The organism is Pseudomonas syringae group sp. 247E2 (assembly GCF_032587795.1).
Taxonomy (GTDB): Bacteria; Pseudomonadota; Gammaproteobacteria; order Pseudomonadales; family Pseudomonadaceae; genus Aquipseudomonas; species Aquipseudomonas amygdali.
In genome coordinates, this window is the sequence record NZ_JAWHPK010000008.1 from 954954 (window position 1) to 976242 (window position 21289).

Genomic DNA, 21289 nt, shown 5'->3' on the forward strand with positions numbered 1-21289 from the left:
CCCGGTGATCAGGGTTTGAGGCTGGAAGGTGTGCCAGGTACGACGGCGCGGTGGGGTTTGGCTGGCTCATCTCTGGACGGGCGGCGCAGGTCACCACGCGGGGTGGTGCGGGCAAAGAAAATCACGACGGCAGCGAGCAACGAGGTGGCAGCCAGTCCATAGAGACCACCCTGAATCGAACCGGTGGTCTGCTCCAGAAAACCGAACGTGGTGGGCGCGACGAAGCCGCCGAGGTTGCCGATGGAGTTGATCAGCGCAATGACCGCTGCGGCAATGCGCGCATCCAGATAGCCCTGAGGGATCGGCCAGAACAGTGCAGACGCGGCCTTGAAACCGATTGCCGCGAAACAGATGGCAACAAAAGCAAACACCGGACCACCAATGGTGGACATGAACATGCCGACGGCGGCGATCACCAGCGTCACAGCGACCCAGGCCTGTTGGTGCTTGAAGCGTGCCGCCAGTGCGGCAAAGCCGTACATGGCCACGATGGAGATGATCCACGGCACCGAGTTGAACAGGCCGACCTCAAAGTCGCTGAAACTGCCCATCTTGCGGATCATGCTTGGCAGCCAGAAGGTAGCCCCGTAAATGGTCAGCGCCACGGAAAAGTAGATGAAGCAGAACAGCAGGATCTGCCGGTCCGCCAGCAGGCGCAATACCGAGGGTCTGACGGTTTGTGCTGCTTCGCGCAGCCGTTGCTCTTCGGCGATGGCGGTGCTGAGCGCGGTTTTTTCTTCGTCACTGAGCCAGCGGGCTTCGTGAGGATGTGATTGCAGCCAGAACCAGACGAAACCGCAGAGCACGATCGACGCGAAGCCTTCGATCAGGAACATCCATTGCCAGCCGTGCAGACTCAGGCCCTTGATGCCCAGCAGCGCGCCGGATACCGGGCCGGAAATTACCGAAGCGATTGCCGAGCCACTGAGAAACAGCGCCATGGCCTTGCCGCGATCGCTGGAAGGCAACCATTGGGTGAAGTAATAGATGATGCCGGGAAAGAAGCCAGCTTCGGCGGCACCCAGAATGAAACGCAGCACGTAGAAACTGGTTTCACCCTGAACGAACGCCATGGCCATCGCGGCCGCGCCCCAGGTGAACATGATGCGGGTCAGCCAGGCGCGGGCACCGTAGCGCTGCAACAGCATGTTGGAAGGTACTTCGAACAGTGCATAGCCGACAAAGAACAATCCGGCGCCCAGCCCGTAGGCCGCCGCACCGATGCCCAGATCGGTTTCCAGATGACTGCGTACAAAACCGATATTGACCCGGTCGATATAATTGACGATGAACATCACCACAAACAGCGGCAACACGTGGCGTTTCACCTTGGAGGCCGCACGGGCAAGCACCGTGGGGTCCGTAGTGCCAGGGACGGTATTCAAGGGCGACTCCCATTCATTGTTTTTTTGGGGATGAGTCGATCATGAGGGGGTGTATTATTCCCGTCCAATCCAGTTAATGACTTGATTGATACCGGGAGTGGATCAATGTTCGAGCTTTCTCAACTGCGCTGCTTCACCACGGTGGCCACGGAACTCAATTTCCGGCGCGCTGCCGAACGGCTGAATATGACCCAGCCTCCGCTGAGCCGGCAAATCCAGATACTGGAGCACAATCTGGGTGTCGAGCTGTTCACGCGCAGCACCCGCAGTGTGGCCCTGACCGCAGCGGGCAGGGCGTTCTTCATTGAAGCGCAGACGTTGCTGGAGCGCGCGCAGCAGGCAGCCATCTCCGCGCGGCGCTTTGCCGAAGGCGATATTGGTTCGGTGACCATCAGTTTTGTCGGCAGCGCGGTGTACGAATTTCTGCCCAGAGTGATCGCCGAGGCGCGGCTCAAGCAGCCGCAGGTGAAGATTTCCCTGACTGAAATGAACACCTATCAGCAGCACGAAGCGCTCAGGGCGCGACGCATTGACCTGGGGATCGTGCGAGCGCCGCTGTTTCAGCCCGGCTACGAGAGCGAATGCCTGGTGCGAGAGCCATTCGTGCTGGCGGTGCCGGGCAATCATCGGCTGGCTCACGCTGATTCAGTTACGGTGGCGGACCTGGAAGGCGCGCCGTTTCTGATGTATTCGCATTCGGCCTATCCACCGTTCAACGAACTGCTGACCGGTATGTTTCGTTCCGCACGAGTTGCGCCGGAGTATGTCCAATGGCTTGGGTCGTCACTGACTATTCTGGCACTGGTCAACGCCGGCATGGGCCTGGCACTGGTGCCGCGCTGTGCGACCAATGTGGTGTTCAAGGACGTCGTATTTCGTGACATTGACCTGGGCGAGGGTGTGCAAAGCGAGTTGCATCTGGTCTGGCGTGCCGACAATGACAATCCAGCGTGCCGGATGCTGCTCAAGGCTATTCGTGCGGCTGTCCGGGCGGATGAAAATTAAAGCGAAAAACCTTGCAGTGCGTTGGCATCAACTATCATTCATTCAGTCGATAGTCATCATCAAGCAAGGCAAGTTCTGTTTTTCCGGCAAAGGAGGAGGATGGCGCCATAGCCACCTGCTCCAAAGGGAGACGACGCGATGAGAATGTTTAACCTGTTGACGTTTGCTGCCGTGCTAAGCACCAGCATGATGCTCACTGCGCCAGCCAATGCTGCCGTCTCGTCAGTCTCTACGGTCTCAGAGCAGTCTTGCCACTTCATGCCGGTGGCCGACAGCGCCTCCAGTCTGCAACACACTCAGTCAGTGGGGGTGTTGTACAGCGAAAACACCGTCAGTAACCTCCAGTACCTGAACAACTATCACTCGGTAGCGCTCAGGAGCGGACAGAACGGCGCGCTCGATTCGCGTATCCGCAATGCATTCATCAGCAGTTCGGACCCGAAACTGGCAACCGACTGGCTGGTAGGCTCATTGCAGAAAGAATTCGCCTCGGTGACCGTTTACGACAATCTCGACGCGCTGATGAAAGCGCGCCCCGACGTGGTGGTGATGCTTGATACCTACAACCGTCTGGTAAGCAAGCGCAACAGTCAGGTCGAAGCGCGGTTCATGGCCCGGTTTTATGACACCAATCTGCAATACATCGGCAAGGCAGAAGGTGAGGTGGTCAAGGAGATGACCTCGGTCTGGGTGCAGGGCAAAGCTGCTCCAGAAATTGCCGCACAGATTGACCAGCAGCGTGAGCTGCAGGTCAATGCGCTGAAACAATTCGATGCATCGCTCAAAGCGCTGGTTATGCAAGCCGATAGGGCTCAGGTGGCGGCGAACTGAGTCTAGGTCGCGCCTGGTTCATGTCCGGTTGTTGATGACCTGAGCAAAATTCGCGCTGAACGCGAACTGCGACACACCCAGCACGGAGGTGATGGTTCGCGAACCGCTGCCTTGTAGTTGTATCTGTCCGCAGTGATTGTCCTGCGGTGTAATGCTCGTATTGACGGACAGAAACTGCTCATCAATTTTCGTCGCTTCAATACCGCCTGCCATCAGCATCGTTGCCAGCGGATCGAATATCGGTACCGGATAACCTTCGGCGTGCGTGCCTGACTTGGTTTCAAGCACTTGCTTGACCAGCAAGGCGACAGGGTCGCTCGCCGTAATCTTTTGCGAGTAGCTCGCGTCGAGAATGACCTGGTTGCAGACGTCCAGCGGGACCAGGGTCAATGGCAGGCTCGACTGAAAAACGGTATCGGCCGCGACAGGGTCGACGAACACATTCCATTCTGCGTAGTGGTTACTGCTGTAGGCCTCACCCTGATCCCATTCCTTTTGAGCGCCGTTCAAGGCGGCGACGTTACCGTCAACATAGACAGCCCCCGCCATGGCGACGATCTGCTCGATCATCTGGAAGTCTGCGGGTTGGTTACTCAGTGAGAGCATCTTCGCAATGTTGGTAAAGCCACCCAGCGAAAGAACAGTGATTTTATCCTGGCTGTTCTTCACGGCCTGATACATGAACTCCCACGCGGGAAGGTTTGATAACGCCGGCAAGGCAGCCGGATTGAGCGTTCCCAGAAGGCCCATGATGTCATTCATATCGTTTTTGAATGGTTGTGGAAACCGGTTGTCGTACTCAAGTGGCTTATCGGTGCCTTTTGCCACAACAGTACTGAGACGGTTGCCAATGCCCAGTAAATGCTGCGCGATGATGACGCCCCAGCCGAGATCCGTTTCGCCACATCCAGTGACCGTGATACCGACGATGTCGATGTCCGGCCTTTTCATCAGGTAGGCGATGGACAGTACGTCGTCCCAGCCCATGTCCGTATCGATAATGACTTTCCTGTTCATGGTAATGCTCCCTGCCCATAGGGGACGATTGAAAAGAGGGGGGTTGCAAGCGTTTTAGATATACCCGAGCACCTGCTCGAAAAGGGTATCGCCTGTTTATTTCCATTAAACCGACGCATGGATCGGTTTTACCGTAAAGAATTAATCACACCTGCCGAGAGCATGACAAGTGGGCCGATCATTAATTGGCTCACATGATGAGCAGCAAGCCACGTGTGCTTTGACTGTAGTGACAGAGAAGCCTTGCGATGCTGAAAAAACTAGTGAGTGCCTTGCGCACCGTGATGTCTGTACCCGCTGATAATCCCAGGCTGTTGCAGGCCCAATACGTTGCGTTGTCCCGACAGCTGCCATTGATGTATTTCGTGCTGCTGGTCAACACCTGGGCGTTGGCATTCACCCATTGGGCAACTGCTCCGATGTGGCTGACCCTGCTGGTTCCGGCGCTGCTCACTATTGTTTGCGCTATTCGTGCGCGCAAGTGGCTGCTCACGGTAAACCGGCCGCCACCCGCGCCAACCACCATTCTGGCGACGTTGCGCGGGACCAACGGACTGGCAGGCGTGATCGCTGCCGGTTTCGCCGCCTGGTCGCTGTCGCTTTATCCCTATGGCGATGCCTATGCCCAGGCGCACGTGGCGTTTTTCATGGGCATCACCGTGATTGTCTGCATCTTCTGCATGATGCACTTGCGGCCTGCGGCGTTGACCACTGCAGTTGTGGTCAACACTGCGTTTGTTATTTTTTTCGCGTCGACGCACAACATTACTTTCATCGCCACAGCAGTGAACATCGTGCTGGTGTCGATTGGCATGCTGATCATTCTTCAGTATCAATACCGCGATTTCACCAGCCTGGTGAATGTTCAGATAAGAACCGAGCAACTGAGCAATGAGAACCTTCTGCTGGCCAATCAGGACAGTTTGACGGGGCTGCCGAACCGCCGACAGTTCTTTCAGACACTGGACACGGCCATGCAGGAGGCGCTGGCGCAGCGCACCGGGTTGGCGGTCGGCGTGCTGGATCTGGACGGGTTCAAGCCAGTCAATGACCTTTATGGGCATCGTACCGGCGACCGTCTGCTGATGCTGGTAGCCGAACGTTTGACCAGTGCCTCCAGCGATACAGTGCATGTGTCGCGACTGGGCGGTGACGAGTTCGCTCTGGTTATCAAGGGTGATATCAGCAACGATGCATTGCTGGCGTTTGGTAAACACCTGTGTGAACTGATGCATGAAAGCTTCGAGCTGTCGGACATGCCCATCCAGATTGGCGCAACTTTGGGCTTCGCTACGTTTCCGGCCACTGCAGACAATGCCACCCAACTGTTCGAGTTTGCCGACTACGCGCTTTATCAGGGCAAAGACCATAACCCCGGAACTACCTGCCTGTTCTCCGCCAGCCACCGCGAGCAGTTGCACGCCGATGGCGTAACCGAGCAGGCATTGCGGCGCGCCAATCTGGAGACCGAGTTCTACGTGCTGTTTCAGCCGATCATTGAAAGCTGCACACGCGAAACGGTGGCTTTCGAGGCTCTGGCCCGCTGGAAAAGTCCGGAACTGGGCTCGGTATCGCCTGCGCATTTCATTCCGATTGCCGAGCGAATCGGCATGATCAACAAGCTCACCGCACCCTTGTTGACTCATGCATTGAAGAGGGCCTTGTCATGGCCGGCGCCCATCAGACTGTCGTTCAACCTGTCGGCGCACGACTGCGCGACCTGGGAAAGTGTCAGTACCATTGTCGAGATCATCGAAAACAGCGGTTTTGATGCCTCACGGCTCGATCTGGAAATCACCGAAACGGCGGTCATGCAGGACATTGCCCAGGTACAGCAGGCTATTGCACAGTTCCGGCAACTGGGTTGCGGTATCTCGCTGGATGATTTCGGCACCGGGTACTCCAGCCTCAGTCAGTTGCATGCGCTGGCGCTGACCAAGCTGAAGATTGACCGCAGTTTTGTAACCGGTGTGCATGACAATCCGGCGAGCTACAAGATCGTGAAATCGCTGGTTGCCTTGAGTCTGGACATGTCTCTTGGCTGCGTGATTGAAGGCGTCGAGACGCAGGATGAGCTGAATGCACTGACCAGCCTTGGGTGCACGATGGTGCAGGGTTATTTCTACAGTCCACCGATCAGTTTTGAACAGACCCTGGTGTGGATCGAAACGCCGGATGAGGAGCGCACCTTCGGTTATGCAGCCTCGTGCCGGATCTGATCGACTGCGCTTGAACCATTCCCCTGTGTACGTGGAGTAAGATGCGTTTTTCGATCTCCACGGAATCCTGTCAATGAGCAAACCCGGGCAGACCATTCTTGTTGCGTTGCGCAAGATGATTGCGTCAGGCGAGCTGGCGGCCGGCGAGCGCTTGATGGAAGTGCCGACCGCCGAGCTGTTCGGCGTGTCGCGCATGCCGGTGCGTATGGCGTTTCGTACCCTGGAGCAGGAAGGCCTGCTGGTGCCCTTTGGCGGGCGCGGTTTTCAGGTGCGCTCGATCACGCCGATGGAAATCGCCGGTGCGGTCGACGTGCGTGGTGTTCTGGAAGGTCTGGCGGCGCGGCAGATGGCCGAACGTGGCTTGACGCAGGAGGCTCGGGACGAGCTTGAAGCCTGCCTGGTGCAGGGCGATGCGCTGTTCGAAAAGGGTTATGTCACTGAGGATGATCTTGAGGTCTATCACGACATGAATATGCGCCTGCATCGAGTGATCGTGGCGGGCAGCGGTAATCGCGCCATTGCCGATGCGCTGGCACGCAACGACCACCTGCCTTTTGCTTCGGTGACGGCGCTGGCAGTGGATCGCGATAACCTGATTCGCGAATACCGGCGCTTCAATTTCGCCCACATGCAGCATCATGCGGTGGTGGATGCGTTAGCGAGCGGGCAGGGCGCTCGTGCCGAGGCGATCATGCGTGAGCATGCCAATGCTACCCTGCGCTACGCGGAGATTTTCGGTGCCGGTTTGAACGAGCGCATGAAGGTCATCCAGCGCTCGAACTGATCAGATGTCGAGCACCAGCAGTGGGGTTTTCGAGCGTGAGCAGCATGGCGTGAACTGATCGTTGAGCGCCTGCTCGTCTTCAGTCAGAAACAGATCCCGATGATCCGGAATGCCCTTGAGGACGCGCGTCAGGCATGTGCCACACACACCTTGTTCGCACGACAGCGGAATATCGATGCCGTGGCTTTCGAGCACTTGGGCGACCGTCTTGTTGGCAGGAACGGCAAGCACCTGGCCGGTGCTGGCAATCTCGATAGAAAAGCTGCCGTCATTGCTGGTGTCCACCGGCTCTGCAGAAAAGTACTCCCGGTGCAGATTGTCTTCAGACCAGCCGGCAGCACGGGCGCTGTCGAGGATGTGTTGCATGAAACCACCCGGTCCGCACACATACAGATGGGTATCGGGTTGCGGCTGGGCGAGTACATTGGCAGCATCCAGCGCGGTAGTGGGCTGTTCATCAAGGTGCAGCGTGACCCGGTCGGCAAATGATGAACGCTTCAGGCGCTCGATAAACGCGCCGCGCTCGACGGAACGAACACAGTAGTGCAATTCGAAATCGGCACCCTCCAGCGCAAGCTGTTCAGCCATGCACAGAATGGGGGTGATGCCGATGCCGCCGCCAAACAGAAGCGTGCGACGGCTGTTCCCGGCCAGCGGAAACAGGTTGCGCGGCTCGCTGATGCGTAGTTGCGCGCCTGATTGAATCTGCTCATGCAGGCTGCGCGACCCGCCGCGTGAAGCCGGATCGTTGAGGACACCAATCAGGTAACGATGACGCTCGTTCGGTGCGTTGCACAGCGAATACTGGCGGATCAGCCCGTCAGGCAAGTGCACGTCAATGTGTGCGCCTGCCGTGAAAGGCGGCAGCAACTCGCCATCGGCTCGCACTAGCTCGAAACTGCAGATATCCAGCGCTTCATCGTTACGTGATAACACGGTCACGTCGATCATGGTATGTCCTCGGGTGACCGCAGCACGGGTCACTTCTGATTGTTTTCAACGCATTCGGGCTGGCAGCAGGCGGTCATTTAGTGGCCATTACTGGAATCTGTTCAGCTGTGCTGGCTCGTTCGGCAGCGATCAAGTGTTCCAGAATTTTGCGCGACTGCACACCGCCGGCGTCGATATTGAGCTTGAGCAGGTTGCGCTGCGGGTGCTGAAGCAGGTTCTGTTGCTGGCGTTCAAGCATCTCCAGGTCTTCGCTGAAGATCTTGCGCTGCCCCTCGCGGATGGTGGCCGTCAGTTGCTCGTCAGCCGGGTTGAAGTTGCGCGCCATGCCCCAGAAGTACCAGATCGAGGTGTCGGTCTCTGGCGTGATGAAGTCGACAACGATGCTCGAGGCCTTGAACTCGTGAGGCGCGTGATAGCCGCCTTTGCCCGCGTGTGCTACGCCTACCTCGATGAGTACATGGCTGGGCGGGGTGAAGCGGCAGATCTGCCAGCGATCGACTGGCACGTCATCGGCCAGGTTGTTGCCACGCAGCGCCATCTGCCAGAACGGCGGCGGCATGATGTTTTCCATGTGGCGCGCGGTAATGACTTCCTCGCCTTCGACCGTCGTGACAGGCGCTGCTTCGTCGATTTCCTTCTGGCCGATGCTCGACGCATGCACGTAGGTTTCGTGGGTGAGGTCCATCAGATTGTCGATCATCAGGCGGTAGTCGCACTGAATATGAAACAGACCGCCACCGTAGGCCCATTCGTCGCTGACCGCCCACTCCAGATGGTGGATGAGCGCCGGATCGGCCTTCTCCCGGTCGCCAGGCCAGACCCATATGAAGCCGTAGCGCTCGACCGCTGCGAAGGTTTTGTTGCAGGGAAAGCCTCGAACACGCTGGCCGGGCATCGCGGCGGTCTTGCCATCGCCGCCCATCACCAGCCCGTGATAACCGCATACCAGTTGGCCGTTCTCGACATAACCCAGCGACAGCGGAGCACCGCGGTGCGGGCAGAAATCTTCCAAGGCGACAACTTGCTGGTTCTGGTCGCGATAGAAGACCATCTTTTCGTTGCAGATCTGCCGGCCCAGAGGCTTGTCGGCGACTTCATCCGCTGTACAGGCGACGTACCACGCATTTTTCGGGTGCATGACGGTTCTCCACGGTTCGATTATTGGTCTTATGGATCCACAGAATGAATCATGTTCTTTTCCTCGTGATTATTAATGCCACAGGATCGAGATTAATCCAATGATTAATTTTATTAACTATTGTTTAATGGATCCACAGGCTGGCGATCAGGCGGATCTGGACGCCAGCAATGCTGCTCGCAGACGGGGCGCGAGTGCTTCCAGAAGGGTCTGCACGGAGCGCAATGCGCGGCAGTCGGGACGGGTCAGTAGCCACAGATCGGTGCTGCACCCTTGCAGTGGTTCACTCAACCTTTCCACTGAGCCAAGGCCCTGAATCGTGAAATCGGTCAAGGCCGCCACGCCCAGGCCGGCAGCGACCAATTGAGAGACCGCCGACATGTTGCTGCAGCGATAGCGCGGGCTCACCGCCGGGAACGCCTGTTTACGCCAGATCACCGAGGTGTGGTCGGGCATCGAGTCGTCCGGGCTGATCCAGGGAATGGAGGCGGGGCTGTGCGTCAGTGCGTCGCGGTATTCTGGGCGGCCACAAATGAAGTAGTCCGCGCTGCCCAGGCATCGTCCGATCAGGTGTTCGGGCGGGGTATTGGTCAGGCGCAACGCAATGTCGGCGTCACGACGGCTGAGGTTGGCGAACGCATTGGAGGTGGCCAGTTCCAGCGTGAGGGCAGGGTACTGCGGCATGAAGTCCGCGAGCGTTGGCAGCAGCAGGCTGTGCAATACCGCGTCGGTGCACGTCAGGCGTACCGTACCGCTGACCACCTGTTCGCCTTGCTGCAAGGCAATACGGGCAGCGGCGAGTGCCTGTTCGGCGTGTTCCGCCTGCTCGGCCATGGCCTGGGCGGCATCCGTCGGAATGTAGCCGCGGCGGTTCTTTTCAAACAGCGCAGCACCGAGGGCTGACTCCAGACGTCGGATCGAGCGGAACACTGTCGAAATATCAACGTGCAGCAGATCTGCAGCACGCGCCAAGGTCCGGCCGCGTACCAGCGCCAATACCAGGGCAAGATCGGCATGGGTGATTTCATATTGCATCGCTGCATTGTTCCTTTGCCTGAATGCCTATGTTTGTTGCGTAGATGACTATCCTAGACTGGTTTTATCCCGCCTGGATAGCGTCATATTGACGTGCTGGCTCACCAGATTCACAAGGACTCAATGTATGTCACGACCTCCCTTGATCGGCGTTACTGCCTGCCGTCAGCAGTTGGGCAAGTACTCCTCTCACACCGCAGGCGATAAATATGTCGAGGCGGCTGCGTTTGCGGGTGTCCCGGTCATTCTGCCCGCGCTCGACGTGCCCACCGAGCCTGCGCAGTTGCTGGCCTCACTGGACGGTTTGCTGTTTACCGGCTCGCCGTCCAATGTCGAGCCGCATCATTACAACGGCCCGGCAAGCGTGGAAGGCACTGCCCACGACGTGTTTCGGGATCGCACAACATTACCGCTGCTCAGGGCCGCTATCGCCCAGGGTGTGCCGGTGTTATGCATCTGTCGTGGTTTTCAGGAGCTGAATGTTGCACTGGGCGGCAGCCTGCATCAGCGGGTCCAGGAATTGCCCGGTTATCTGGATCACCGTGAGCCGCAAAGCGATGTGCTGGCCGTGCAGTACGCGCCGCAACACCCGGTGCAGGTGCAATCTGGCGGGTTGCTGGAGGCGCTCGGGCTGGCGCCGGGGTTCGAGGTCAATAGCCTGCACAGTCAGGGTATCGATCGTCTGGCATCGGATCTGCGCGCGGAAGCACTGGCACCCGACGGTCTGGTGGAAGCGGTTTCCCTGCCCGGTGCGCCAGGCTTTGTGCTGGGTGTGCAGTGGCACCCGGAGTGGGAGTTCATGAACAACCCTGTGTCGCTGAACCTGTTCACGGCATTCCGTGAAGCCTGCCTGGCGTATGCCCGGAACCGTCAGGGCAGGTAGTGCGATGAGCTGCTGAGTGTTGCTGGCAAACGTGATTTAATATCCGGCTTTGCGGCCTTGGGCGATGGACAATCCATTCCAACTGGGCTTTGCTTCACTCATCGGATATCTTTCACACAAGGCCATTATGGATACGGGAGCACGACTCAAACTGGTGCGTGAAAGCTACAAGCTGTCACAGCGCGAACTCGCCAGACGCAGTGGTGTGACCAATGCCACGATTTCCCTGATTGAGCAAAATCGTGTCAGCCCCTCTATAAGCTCGTTGAAGAAGCTGCTTGAGGGCATCCCCATGACGCTTGCGGATTTCTTCACCTTCGACCAGCCACCGGGGCAGGATCAGTATGTATTCCGCGCCGGCGACCAGCCTGACCTGGGGCGTAACGGTGTTCGCCTGCTGCTGGTCGGCGCAACCCTGCCGAGCCGCCAGATGCGTTTTCTGCGCGAGCAGTACGCGCCGGGCGCAGATTCGGGTGAAGAGCCCATCGTCCACAGCGAAGGCGAGGAGTGCGGGCTGGTGACGCGCGGCACCGTGGAGCTGACCATCGATGGGCAGGTCAATATTCTCGGTCCCGGGGACGGTTATTACTTCCCGACCACCTTGCCACACCGCTTCCGCAACATTGGCCAGGACGAGGCCGAGATCATCAGTTCCAACACACCGGCCAATTTTTAGCGCACAGCAGCCTGCTGCGAGGGTAATTCCCCGCCACTTTACACCTTTGGCCGCACTTCAACTGACCAGTGCTGTCGGCATATAACCCTGTGGGTTCATGCACTGCCAGCGCCAGGCGTCAGTGAGCATCGAATCAAGGTTGAACCTGGCGCGCCAATCCAGCTCACGCAATGCTTTCCCCGGATCCGACCAACACACCGCAATGTCTCCGGCCCGGCGCGGCTCAAAGATCAAAGGCACGGTTTTGCCGGAGATACGTTCGAAAGCGTGCACCACCTCGAGGACTGAATAACCCTGTCCGGTTCCCAGATTCCAGACGGATACGCCTGGTTCGCTGCGTATTCTGTCCAGCGCCTTCAAGTGGCCTTCGGCCAGATCCACTACGTGAAGGTAATCACGCACACCTGTGCCGTCCGGCGTGGGGTAGTCGGTGCCAAAAATGTGCAGGGCAGGGCGTCGTCGATTGGCAACCTGCAGCAGGAAGGGCAGCAGGTTATTGGGCGTGTTGCAGGGCGACTCGCCCAGTAAGCCGGAAGAATGGGCACCAATGGGGTTGAAGTAGCGCAGCAGCCCGATGGACCAGCGTGGATCCGAGCGAGCGACGCTTTTCATCACATGCTCGGCCATCAGTTTGGAATGCCCGTAAGGATTGGTCGGTAAACCCAGTGGGCAGTTCTCATCCAGCGGCATTTGTTCACAGTCGCCGTATACAGTCGCTGATGAGCTGAACAAAAGGTTGAACACGCCTGCCTGCGCCATCGCCTGACAGAGGTTTACGCTGCCACTCACGTTGGTCTCGAAATAGCGCAACGGCTCTCTGACGCTTTCGCCCACGGCCTTGAGCCCGGCGCAATGCACCACAGCGTTCACAGGGTGGCGGGCGAATAGCCGGTTCAACGTCGCTTTGCTGCGTACATCGCCGTGGATGAAGTCCACCTGTCGCCCGCTGAGTGTCTCCACCCGGCTCAACGTCTCTCGCGAACTGTTGCACAAGTTATCAAGCACCACGACATCGTGGCCATCTTCAAGCAATTCAAGCGCAACGTGAGCGCCAATGTATCCCGCACCACCGGTAACCAGAATCATGATTATCCTTCCTGGATGTTCGCCGCCTCGGTAAGAGGCGCGCTGAGGGCTCGACGTCGTGACCTTTATCAACAGGACGACAGAGGAGCCTTGCTTGCGAAAATCAGGACCAGACCACCGCGTGGGGAAAACGTACCGCAGGTGCCAAAAAACATTCGCTCAAGACTAGGGGCGTATTTGTACCGCCGAGTTCAACGGTTCATTCCCGACGGCGCATACCCTTTATCGGAATCAGTGAACAGCGGTCCGAGCGCGTGCTCGAAACCAATGAGAATATCTATAGTTGCTCTATGCACGTGATTGTCCATGCATGCAACAGCCGCCAACTCACATCCTCATCATGAATGCCGTCGAAGTTCAGCCCTTTACAGAGCCCTTCAGTTTCATCCAGGACTTTAGCAAAAGGGAAACTTCATGAACGGTGTCCAGGACATTCAATCCGCAACGTCAGTCTTAACCAGGGTCGAGGCAGCAGTCAGACCGCTGCTGCTGTGCCTGGCCCACCTCAGGTGGGGGTTTGTGTATCAGCGCCCGCAGCACATCATGTCGCGCATGGCGCAGGATTATCAGGTGTTGTTTCTTGAGGAGCCTGCTCTTTCAGACTCGCCTCGCATCTGGCTTGAGTCACTGCCGCAAGCATGCGGTGTCACCGTACTGGTGCCGCACCTGCCTTTGCAGATGCAGCCTGACCAGGTCATAGCTGCACAGCGCACGTTGCTGGATGGCTTTATGGATGCGCAACAATTTGGCGACCTGCTGCTGTGGTATTTCACCCCGATGAGCCTGGTATTTACCGATCACCTCCGTGCGCAAGTGACGATCTTCGATTGCATGGACGAGCTGTCTGCATTCAAAGATGCGCCGCCAGAGCTTGTCGAGCAGGAGCAAGCGCTGATGAAGCGCGCAGATGTTGTCTTTACCGGCGGCTTCAGCCTCTGGGAGGCCAAGCGCCTACAGCATGCAAATGCACACTCCATGCCCAGCAGCGTCGATATCGGGCATTTTGCAGCCGCCCGCAACGTGCTTGCCGTTCCGGAGGATCAACAATGCATTCCCCACCCAAGGCTGGGCTATTTTGGCGTCATTGATGAGCGTTTCGATATTGAACTGATTCGAGAAGTGGCGGAATCACAGCCCACATGGCAAATCATTTTGATCGGCCCCGTGGTGAAAATCGATCCGGCAACCCTGCCGCACATGGACAATGTTCATTATCTGGGCAGCAAGCCTTATCGCGATTTGCCAGCCTATCTGTCTGGCTGGGATGTAGCATTGATGCCGTTTGCCCTGAACAATTCCACACGTTTTATCAGCCCGACCAAGACGCCAGAGTACCTGGCTGGCGGTTGTCCAGTGGTATCAACCCGGATTGCCGACGTTGTCAGAACTTATGGTGAATCCGGTGTCGTCGCAATTGCCGATGATACCGATGCGTTTGTGCGCGCGATTCGCGAGGCACTGGCGCATAGGGATCCTGCTGATTTTCTGCGTAAGGTTGATGCAGTGCTGGCCGGTGAGTCCTGGGACAACACGTGCGCTGCCATGAAGGCGCAAATCGGCCTGGTAACTATCGGGGAGCAAACCCAATGCCTCGGATAAATCCTCAATCAGCCGCATTTGCAGAGACGCATTATGATTTTCTGATCGTCGGTGCAGGTTTTGCGGGAAGTGTAGTGGCGGAGCGGCTGGCAGCCGGGTTGGGTAAACGCGTTTTGCTGATCGACCGACGTCCACACATTGCGGGTAACGCTTACGATCACCTGGACAGCGCCGGGGTATTGGTTCATCAATACGGGCCGCATATCTTTCACACCAATGCCGAGCGCATTGTGGAATACCTTTCGCGATTTACCGAATGGCGCGACTACGAACACCGTGTGCTTGCCAGCGTGGATGGCCAATTGCTACCTATTCCGATCAACCTCGATACGCTCAACAGCTTGTACGGTTTGCAGATGAATGAGCAACAAGCCGAAGCCTTTCTTGCCAGCCGGGCCGAGCCGGTGGAGATGATAAGAACCTCCGAAGACGTTGTGATCAATCAGGTGGGCCGGGAGTTGTACGAGAAGTTTTTTCGTGGCTACACCCGCAAACAATGGGGGCTGGACCCGTCGCAACTGGACAGGTCGGTCACCTCTCGAGTGCCTACCCGTACCACTTCGGACAATCGCTACTTCACGGATACCTTCCAGAAAATGCCGCTGCATGGCTATACGCACCTGTTTGAACGGATGCTCGATCACCCGCTTATCGACGTGGCACTGGGGGTCAACTTTGCCGATATACGCGGGGCCGTGCAGTATCGGCACCTGATCTACTGCGGGCCGATCGATGAATACTTCGATTATTGCTATGGCCGTCTTCCATATCGGTCGTTGCGTTTCGAGCACAAGACCGTTGATCAGGCACAGTTTCAATCCGTGGCCGTGGTCAACTATCCGGATGAGGCAGTTGCTCATACGCGTATTACGGAATACAAGCACCTCACCGGTCAACTGCATGCCCAGACCAGTATCAGCTATGAATTCCCGAGTGCCGAGGGCGACCCTTACTACCCCATTCCGCGACCGGAAAACGCGGAGTTGTACAAGCGTTACAAAGCCTTGGCCGATGAGTCGAATCAGGTGACTTTTCTTGGGCGGCTCGGTACTTACAAGTATTACAACATGGACCAGGTTGTCGGTCAGGCATTGGCGCTGTACCAGCGGCTGGCTCATGAGTTGCCGGAGCAGATTGCCGAACCGATTGAACAACCTGCGCGAGGTTGAGTATGGGCGGTCTGTTTGACAGCTTCTTCATAGGCGGATTCGAGTGTGCCAGCCATCGACGACGCGACGGCGTGCGACTCGATCTGCTTGGCTCCACTGGGCACGACCGATGGGCACCGGAAGATTTTGCCGCAATGGCGGAGCACGGAATACGTACCGTGCGTGACGGTATGCGCTGGCACCTGATTGAAACCAGCCCGAACTGTTACGACTGGAGCAGTTTTCTGCCCATGTTACGAGCCGCGCGGCGTCAGGGCACTCAGGTTATCTGGGACTTATGCCATTACGGTTATCCTGATGATCTGGATATCTGGCGGCCGGAGTTTGTCGAGCGCTTTGCGCGTTTTGCCGCTGCAGTGGCTCAGGTAGTCAAAGACGAAGGGGAGACCGCCCCTTTTTATTCGCCAATCAATGAAATTTCGTTCTGGAGCTGGGCGGGAGGTGAAGTTGCTTATTTCAACCCCGGTAGTCGGCAGCGCGGCATGGAACTCAAACAGCAACTGGTCCGGGCCAGCATTGCGGCGATAGAGGCGATACGTGCAATAGAGCCAGGCGCGCGTTTTATTCAGGCCGAACCATTGATTCATGTCGTACCGGCTACGCGCGGTAGTGCGCAAATAGCGGCAGCAGAGTGCTATAGGCAAGCGCAGTTTGAAGCCTGGGATCTTTTATCCGGGCGGCAATTGCCTGGGCTGGGCGGCCGATCCGAGTATCTGGATGTGTTGGGCGTCAACTTCTACCCTCATAACCAATGGCAATTCAAGGGTCGAAAGCTCACTCAGGACGACCCGCAATACAGGCCTTTTCAGGGCATGTTGAGCGAGCTGCATACACGGTACGCAAGATCGATATTGATTTCTGAAACCGGTGCCGAAGATGTTCAGCGTTTGCCCTGGTTCAATTACATTTGTGCCGAGGTCAGCAAGGCTGTCAGGGCAGGCTTACCGGTAGAAGGCATCTGCTGGTACCCCATTCTCGATTATCCGGGCTGGGACGACGCCCGATACTGCCCGACAGGCCTGTTGGGTTATGCAGACGGGCAGGGCAAACGGGCCTCCTTTCACCCTTTGCAGGTGGCGTTACGCGAGAGTGCGAGTGAATTTGCGGCTCTCATTCGACAAAAGGACGAAAAATCGGCTCTCGGCGTGAACGCTTTTTGAGTGTTTAGCCCCTCATATGAATATAATTCGTTTTTTGTCCAAAATCTGAGAACCCTTTCAAGGCTCCGCCAGTCCTAGCTTTGAGAACGTGTATTACACCCAACCAATATGTGTGGAGTTTCTGGAGTGTCGGAAGAAAAAGCCCGTGTCGACAATGCTGCAACGGGAGATATCCAGCATCAGGGAAAAGATATCTTTTTTGCGGCGGTGGAAACGACACGGATGCCAATGATCGTGACGGACCCCAACCGTGCGGACAACCCGATCATTTTTTCCAATCGCGCGTTTCTGGAAATGACGGGCTATTCGTCAGAAGAAATCATCGGTACCAACTGCCGGTTTCTTCAGGGGCCGGAAACGGATCGGGCCGTGGTGCAGTCCATTCGTGAAGCGATTGACGAGCGTGTCGATATCTCCACTGAAATTCTCAATTACCGCAAGGACGGCTCTACGTTCTGGAATGCCTTGTTTATTTCTCCGGTTTATAACGATGCCGGAGACCTGATCTATTTCTTTGCGTCGCAACTGGATATCAGTCGACGTCGGGATGCTGAGGATGCCTTGCGTCAGGCGCAGAAAATGGAAGCCCTGGGGCAGCTTACCGGAGGCATCGCCCATGACTTCAATAACCTGCTTCAAGTCATGGGGGGCTATATTGATTTGATCGGTAGCGCTGCAGAGAAGCCCACCATTGATGTGCAGCGTGTCCAGCGTAGCGTTCATCACGCCAAGTCTGCTGTCGAACGCGCGAGTACGCTGACCAAGCAATTACTGGCATTTGCCCGTAAACAAAAACTGCAGGGACGGGTGCTCAACCTCAATGGCCTGGTTTCCAGCACAGAGCCCTTGATCGAGCGTACGTTCGGGCCGCACGTGACGATCGAAACCGATCTGGATCCGGCATTGAAGAACTGCCGTATCGACCCGACCCAGGCAGAAGTTGCCTTGCTGAATATCTTCATCAACGCCAGGGATGCGTTGATCGGCCGGCCTGACCCGAAAATATCCATTGAAACCCGCAATCTGGTCGTCGATGAGTTGGCCAACATGTCCTATGACGGCTTGCTGCCTGGCCGCTACGTCAGTATTGCCATAACGGACAATGGCATTGGCATGCCATCGAGTATTCGTGACCGCGTAATGGACCCGTTTTTTACCACCAAGGAAGAGGGCAAGGGTTCAGGGCTCGGTCTTTCGATGGTCTATGGCTTTGCCAAACAGTCGGGCGGCGCGGCGCGGATCTATACCGAAGAAGGTGTTGGCACAACGCTGCGTCTGTATTTTCCGGTAGACGAGGCAATGCTGACCCATGCGGAGCCACCGAAAGCTGTCGACAGACGCATTGGCAGCTGCGAGCGGATTCTGATTGTCGAGGACCGGCCCGACGTCGCCGAGCTGGCGAAGATGGTGCTGGATGACTATGGCTATATCTGCGAAATCGTACTCAACGCTCGTGAAGCACTGAAGAAATTCGAATCCGGCAGCAGGTATGATTTGCTGTTCACTGACCTGATCATGCCGGGAGGCATGAACGGCGTGATGCTCGCGCGGGAAGTGAGGCGCAGGTACCCGAAGATCAAGGTGCTGCTGACCACCGGCTATGCTGAAAGCTCGATCGAACGAACTGATATCGGTGGTTCCGAGTTCGATGTGGTATCCAAGCCCTGCATGCCTCAAGACCTTGCCCGGAAGGTCAGGCAGGTGCTGGACGGACCTAACGGTATCGCTTGATTGTTCCGCTAACGAAGACCTGAAGGCCTGACTGTTCTCGGTCAGGCCGATGAGTGTGTGGTTATACCCACTATTGACTGTGCTTTATGAGGTGCCGGTGATTGTTAATGCCTGTCGAGCATTAACAGACATCAGACAACTTCACTTATAAAATAAAGCAGATAATGAGGCCGGGAAGTTGTAAAGCGTGTGGAGCATAGTCGTCTCCTTCCGTTCCATTGATAGAGATCACTGTTCGTCGCCTTTTTATGTGGTTTTGCAGGCCTGAAAAAAAGTCTATAAAAGTTTTAAACTTCTTGAACGTCGCCCGGGTCATTAAAGTGTACGCCACACATTTCAGCGTTCACTGCCAATGACTCAAAGGACTCTTATTATGATTCGCGACGACCGCATCGCTCCAGGCTCCCCTGTGTATCAAGACACGCATGCCATGGCTCCTCTGCTTAAACGAATTTCCTGGAGCGCTATTCTGGCCGGTGTTGTATTGGCCATGGTTGTTTCGCTGTTGTTGAACCTGTTGGGCACGGCCATTGGAAGTGCCAGTATTGATCCAATGCAGGAAGCCAATCCGTTGTCCGGAATTGGTACAGGTGCGGGTATCTGGGTTGTTGTCAGCTCGGTCATCTCGCTGTTTGTCGGTGGTTGGGCGGCTGGCCGTCTGGCTCAGCGTGAAGGCGCTTTTCATGGTCTTCTGGTATGGGCGAGCGTATCGCTGATCACTGTCTATCTGGTGTCCAGTGCGGTAACAGGTGTCGTGCGTGGTGGCCTTAATCTGGCAGGCAGCGGTATGTCGGCACTGGGCAGCGGTATTGCTCAGGTAGCGCCGGCCGTCGGCGGCAAGATTCAGGATCAGTTGCGCGCTCAGGGTATTGATTTCAATCTGGACGATATCCAGGGTGAAATTGAAACAGCCATGCGCCAGACCGGTAAAGCAGAGCTGAACCCTGACAACGTCAAGCAGGAAGCTCAGGCAACCCAGGAAGATGCCCAGAACACTGCCAAACAAAGTGCACAAAATCCTCAGCAAGCCGATGAGCAATTGGGTGGCCTGATGGACCGCATCAAAGCCAAAGGTGACCAGGCGTGGGATGCTGCTGACCGTCAGGCGCTGGTTAATCTGATCAAGGCGCGTGGCAACAAGACTGATGCCGAAGCCAATCAGATCGTCGATCAGGCTCAGGCCAGCTATCGTCAGGCTTATGCCAAGTATCAGGAACTGAAAGCTCAGGCAGAACAGAAAGCCCGTGAAGCAGCTGAAGTGACTGCCAAGCGCGTTTCGCAAGGTGCCTGGATTCTGTTGATCACTCTGGTGATCTCGGGTCTGGTAGCAGCAGGTGCCGGTGTACTGGGTCGTCGTACTCAGCCGCCAGCCAAAGTTGTTGCTGCTGTCTGATCTAATGCAGCAAGACTGAACTGAAGTACCAGACGGGGAGCGTTAATCGCTCCCCGTTTTTATTTCAGCCGTTCGATATCAGGTTGGTGAAGATCCTCCTCGGCTACACGTTGGTAAAGTCCATCCCTCAATCTTTTACCTCATCATCGTGAAGCTCTACAGCTGCGTAACAGGGCAACTTTCAAAGAGCAAATACTCTAACAGCGTTCTGCCGGATATATATTCAATCTCAACGCAGGATGCGGACAATGAGTCCGTCAGATTCAGCTGAGTGGTTTATCCGTTCTGGTTTCAAGCGGTTGCGCCAACTGCCGCCAGCCATAAAAAGCGAGCGCGGTAAGCAGTGCACTGAGCCAGACAATCACGCCAGCCCATAATGTGTGGGACATGAAATGCCAGCCTTGAACCACTCGCGTGGTGCCGTAGATTGCGCCCAATAAGGTCGATGCATAGAGGATTGCCTTGGCGTGACGCCAGCAGTAACGGCGTGCAACGAAATACAATGCCACCATGGTAAAACCACCCGAAGCATGACCTCCTGGCCAGCAACGACCCGCGCCCGCTTCATGGAACAGCCTGAAGTTTTCGAACCACTCCTTTTTCTCCATTGTGCCGCCATACAGAGTGGTTTCCACAGGGCAGTAAATGCTCGTGTGACTTTTGAAAAAGTGGATCATGCCGGTGATCACCGCGAAAGAGACCACGACAAACAGCAGGTCACGACGGTGACGAGCAGTGAAGCGTAACAATGGCGCTACCCGAGCAGTTTCCAGCAGGCCAATCATTCGGTCATTGCGCCCGGGTTTCAGCAGTGGCCATATAAAGGACAGCAACAGCCCGATCACTGCGGCTTCTCCCGTCCAGTCGGGGATGATCCTCGGCCAGCGATGGGTCAGATTTTCAAATAGGCGGTCATGCTCAAACGGAAATACCTGAAGCGGGTAGTACAGCCAGTTGCTGATCGCTTCGTCGAGCGAAGTAAGATCAAAAACGACAAAGGTCAACAGCGCTATTGCCATCGGCACGCCGAAGTTCCACGCATAGAATCTTGATTTTTCGTTTTGCACTCTTTTTTATTCCATAGTCATTTGCGTGGTTTGAGAGTTCATATCGATGTGCGCAAGTCTTCTGCGAGGCAGAATATACGTAGCCGCCTGTTCAATTCCTAGCGGGAGTTTCATGAAAACCGTTTCATTCAGCTTTGGCATTTTTTTCACATGTTATTGA

18 protein-coding genes are annotated in these 21289 nt (G+C 56.4%); 11 read left to right on the top strand and 7 right to left on the bottom strand.

Going from position 1 to position 21289, the window contains the following annotated elements; translation table 11 throughout:
- Positions 1 to 8: 8 nt before the first annotated feature.
- On the bottom strand, positions 9 to 1352 hold the full coding sequence (locus RYC18_RS11400) for an MFS transporter (protein WP_316886142.1): 1344 nt from the start codon (positions 1350 to 1352) through the stop codon (positions 9 to 11).
- Positions 1353 to 1490: 138 nt separating this feature from the next.
- Here RYC18_RS11400 and RYC18_RS11405 point away from each other — a divergent pair, with 138 nt between their 5' ends.
- Positions 1491 to 2390, top strand: a complete 900-nt coding sequence (locus RYC18_RS11405) for a LysR substrate-binding domain-containing protein (RefSeq protein ID WP_002553486.1) — start codon at positions 1491 to 1493, stop codon at positions 2388 to 2390.
- Positions 2391 to 2528: 138 nt separating this feature from the next.
- The gene (locus RYC18_RS11410; RefSeq protein WP_002553487.1) at positions 2529 to 3221 is read left to right on the top strand and encodes a hypothetical protein; all 693 of its coding nucleotides are present in this window, start codon (positions 2529 to 2531) and stop codon (positions 3219 to 3221) included.
- Positions 3222 to 3239: 18 nt separating this feature from the next.
- Here RYC18_RS11410 and RYC18_RS11415 read toward each other — a convergent pair whose 3' ends face one another.
- The gene (locus RYC18_RS11415; protein WP_005743734.1) at positions 3240 to 4238 is read right to left on the bottom strand and encodes a nucleoside hydrolase; all 999 of its coding nucleotides are present in this window, start codon (positions 4236 to 4238) and stop codon (positions 3240 to 3242) included.
- Between the two features lie 248 nt (positions 4239 to 4486).
- On the opposite strand from RYC18_RS11415, the gene RYC18_RS11420 reads away from it, so the two are divergent.
- Both RYC18_RS11420 and RYC18_RS11425 read left to right on the top strand, forming a co-directional pair.
- Positions 4487 to 6457 carry a putative bifunctional diguanylate cyclase/phosphodiesterase gene (locus tag RYC18_RS11420; protein ID WP_005743733.1) on the top strand — a complete coding sequence of 657 codons (1971 nt, stop codon included), beginning with the start codon at positions 4487 to 4489 and terminating at the stop codon, positions 6455 to 6457.
- Positions 6458 to 6530: 73 nt separating this feature from the next.
- A complete protein-coding gene (locus RYC18_RS11425; protein ID WP_005743731.1) occupies positions 6531 to 7241 on the top strand; it encodes a GntR family transcriptional regulator in 711 nt (236 codons plus the stop codon).
- Here the strand turns inward: RYC18_RS11425 and RYC18_RS11430 are convergent, their stop codons facing one another.
- The 3 genes from RYC18_RS11430 to RYC18_RS11440 all read right to left on the bottom strand — a co-directional run bounded on the left by RYC18_RS11430 (position 7242) and on the right by RYC18_RS11440 (position 10365).
- Entirely contained in the window at positions 7242 to 8192 is a 951-nt protein-coding gene (locus RYC18_RS11430; protein WP_005743730.1) for a PDR/VanB family oxidoreductase, read from the bottom strand.
- 73 nt (positions 8193 to 8265) lie between these two features.
- Positions 8266 to 9330 (bottom strand): aromatic ring-hydroxylating dioxygenase subunit alpha, encoded by a 1065-nt coding sequence (locus tag RYC18_RS11435; RefSeq protein WP_316886048.1) that lies wholly within the window; start codon positions 9328 to 9330, stop codon positions 8266 to 8268.
- 147 nt (positions 9331 to 9477) lie between these two features.
- Positions 9478 to 10365 carry a LysR family transcriptional regulator gene (locus tag RYC18_RS11440; protein WP_016981700.1) on the bottom strand — a complete coding sequence of 296 codons (888 nt, stop codon included), beginning with the start codon at positions 10363 to 10365 and terminating at the stop codon, positions 9478 to 9480.
- A 127-nt stretch (positions 10366 to 10492) separates the two neighbouring features.
- On the opposite strand from RYC18_RS11440, the gene RYC18_RS11445 reads away from it, so the two are divergent.
- Both RYC18_RS11445 and RYC18_RS11450 read left to right on the top strand, forming a co-directional pair.
- On the top strand, positions 10493 to 11248 hold the full coding sequence (locus RYC18_RS11445) for a gamma-glutamyl-gamma-aminobutyrate hydrolase family protein (RefSeq protein ID WP_005777144.1): 756 nt from the start codon (positions 10493 to 10495) through the stop codon (positions 11246 to 11248).
- Positions 11249 to 11375: 127 nt separating this feature from the next.
- Complete coding sequence (locus RYC18_RS11450; protein WP_002553494.1) at positions 11376 to 11924, top strand: cupin domain-containing protein; 549 nt, start codon at positions 11376 to 11378, stop codon at positions 11922 to 11924.
- Between the two features lie 57 nt (positions 11925 to 11981).
- On the opposite strand, the gene galE is transcribed toward RYC18_RS11450, so the two are convergent.
- Positions 11982 to 13010, bottom strand: coding sequence for a UDP-glucose 4-epimerase GalE (gene galE / locus RYC18_RS11455; protein WP_005743726.1), 1029 nt, complete (start codon positions 13008 to 13010; stop codon positions 11982 to 11984).
- 414 nt (positions 13011 to 13424) lie between these two features.
- On the opposite strand from galE, the gene RYC18_RS11460 reads away from it, so the two are divergent.
- The 5 genes from RYC18_RS11460 to RYC18_RS11480 all read left to right on the top strand — a co-directional run bounded on the left by RYC18_RS11460 (position 13425) and on the right by RYC18_RS11480 (position 20062).
- A complete protein-coding gene (locus RYC18_RS11460) occupies positions 13425 to 14609 on the top strand; it encodes a glycosyltransferase family 1 protein (protein WP_316886053.1) in 1185 nt (394 codons plus the stop codon).
- The gene (gene glf, locus RYC18_RS11465) at positions 14597 to 15778 is read left to right on the top strand and encodes a UDP-galactopyranose mutase (protein ID WP_005743724.1); all 1182 of its coding nucleotides are present in this window, start codon (positions 14597 to 14599) and stop codon (positions 15776 to 15778) included. The genes RYC18_RS11460 and glf overlap by 13 nt, the downstream gene beginning before the upstream one ends.
- A 2-nt stretch (positions 15779 to 15780) precedes the next feature.
- Entirely contained in the window at positions 15781 to 16938 is a 1158-nt protein-coding gene (locus RYC18_RS11470) for a hypothetical protein (protein ID WP_005743722.1), read from the top strand.
- Between the two features lie 126 nt (positions 16939 to 17064).
- Positions 17065 to 18669: a hybrid sensor histidine kinase/response regulator gene (locus tag RYC18_RS11475; protein WP_005777149.1), complete on the top strand. Its 1605-nt coding sequence runs from the start codon at positions 17065 to 17067 to the stop codon at positions 18667 to 18669.
- Between the two features lie 373 nt (positions 18670 to 19042).
- Positions 19043 to 20062 carry a hypothetical protein gene (locus tag RYC18_RS11480; RefSeq protein WP_002553498.1) on the top strand — a complete coding sequence of 340 codons (1020 nt, stop codon included), beginning with the start codon at positions 19043 to 19045 and terminating at the stop codon, positions 20060 to 20062.
- A 263-nt stretch (positions 20063 to 20325) separates the two neighbouring features.
- Here the strand turns inward: RYC18_RS11480 and RYC18_RS11485 are convergent, their stop codons facing one another.
- Positions 20326 to 21129 (bottom strand): phosphatase PAP2 family protein, encoded by an 804-nt coding sequence (locus tag RYC18_RS11485; protein ID WP_005743721.1) that lies wholly within the window; start codon positions 21127 to 21129, stop codon positions 20326 to 20328.
- Positions 21130 to 21289 lie beyond the last annotated feature (160 nt).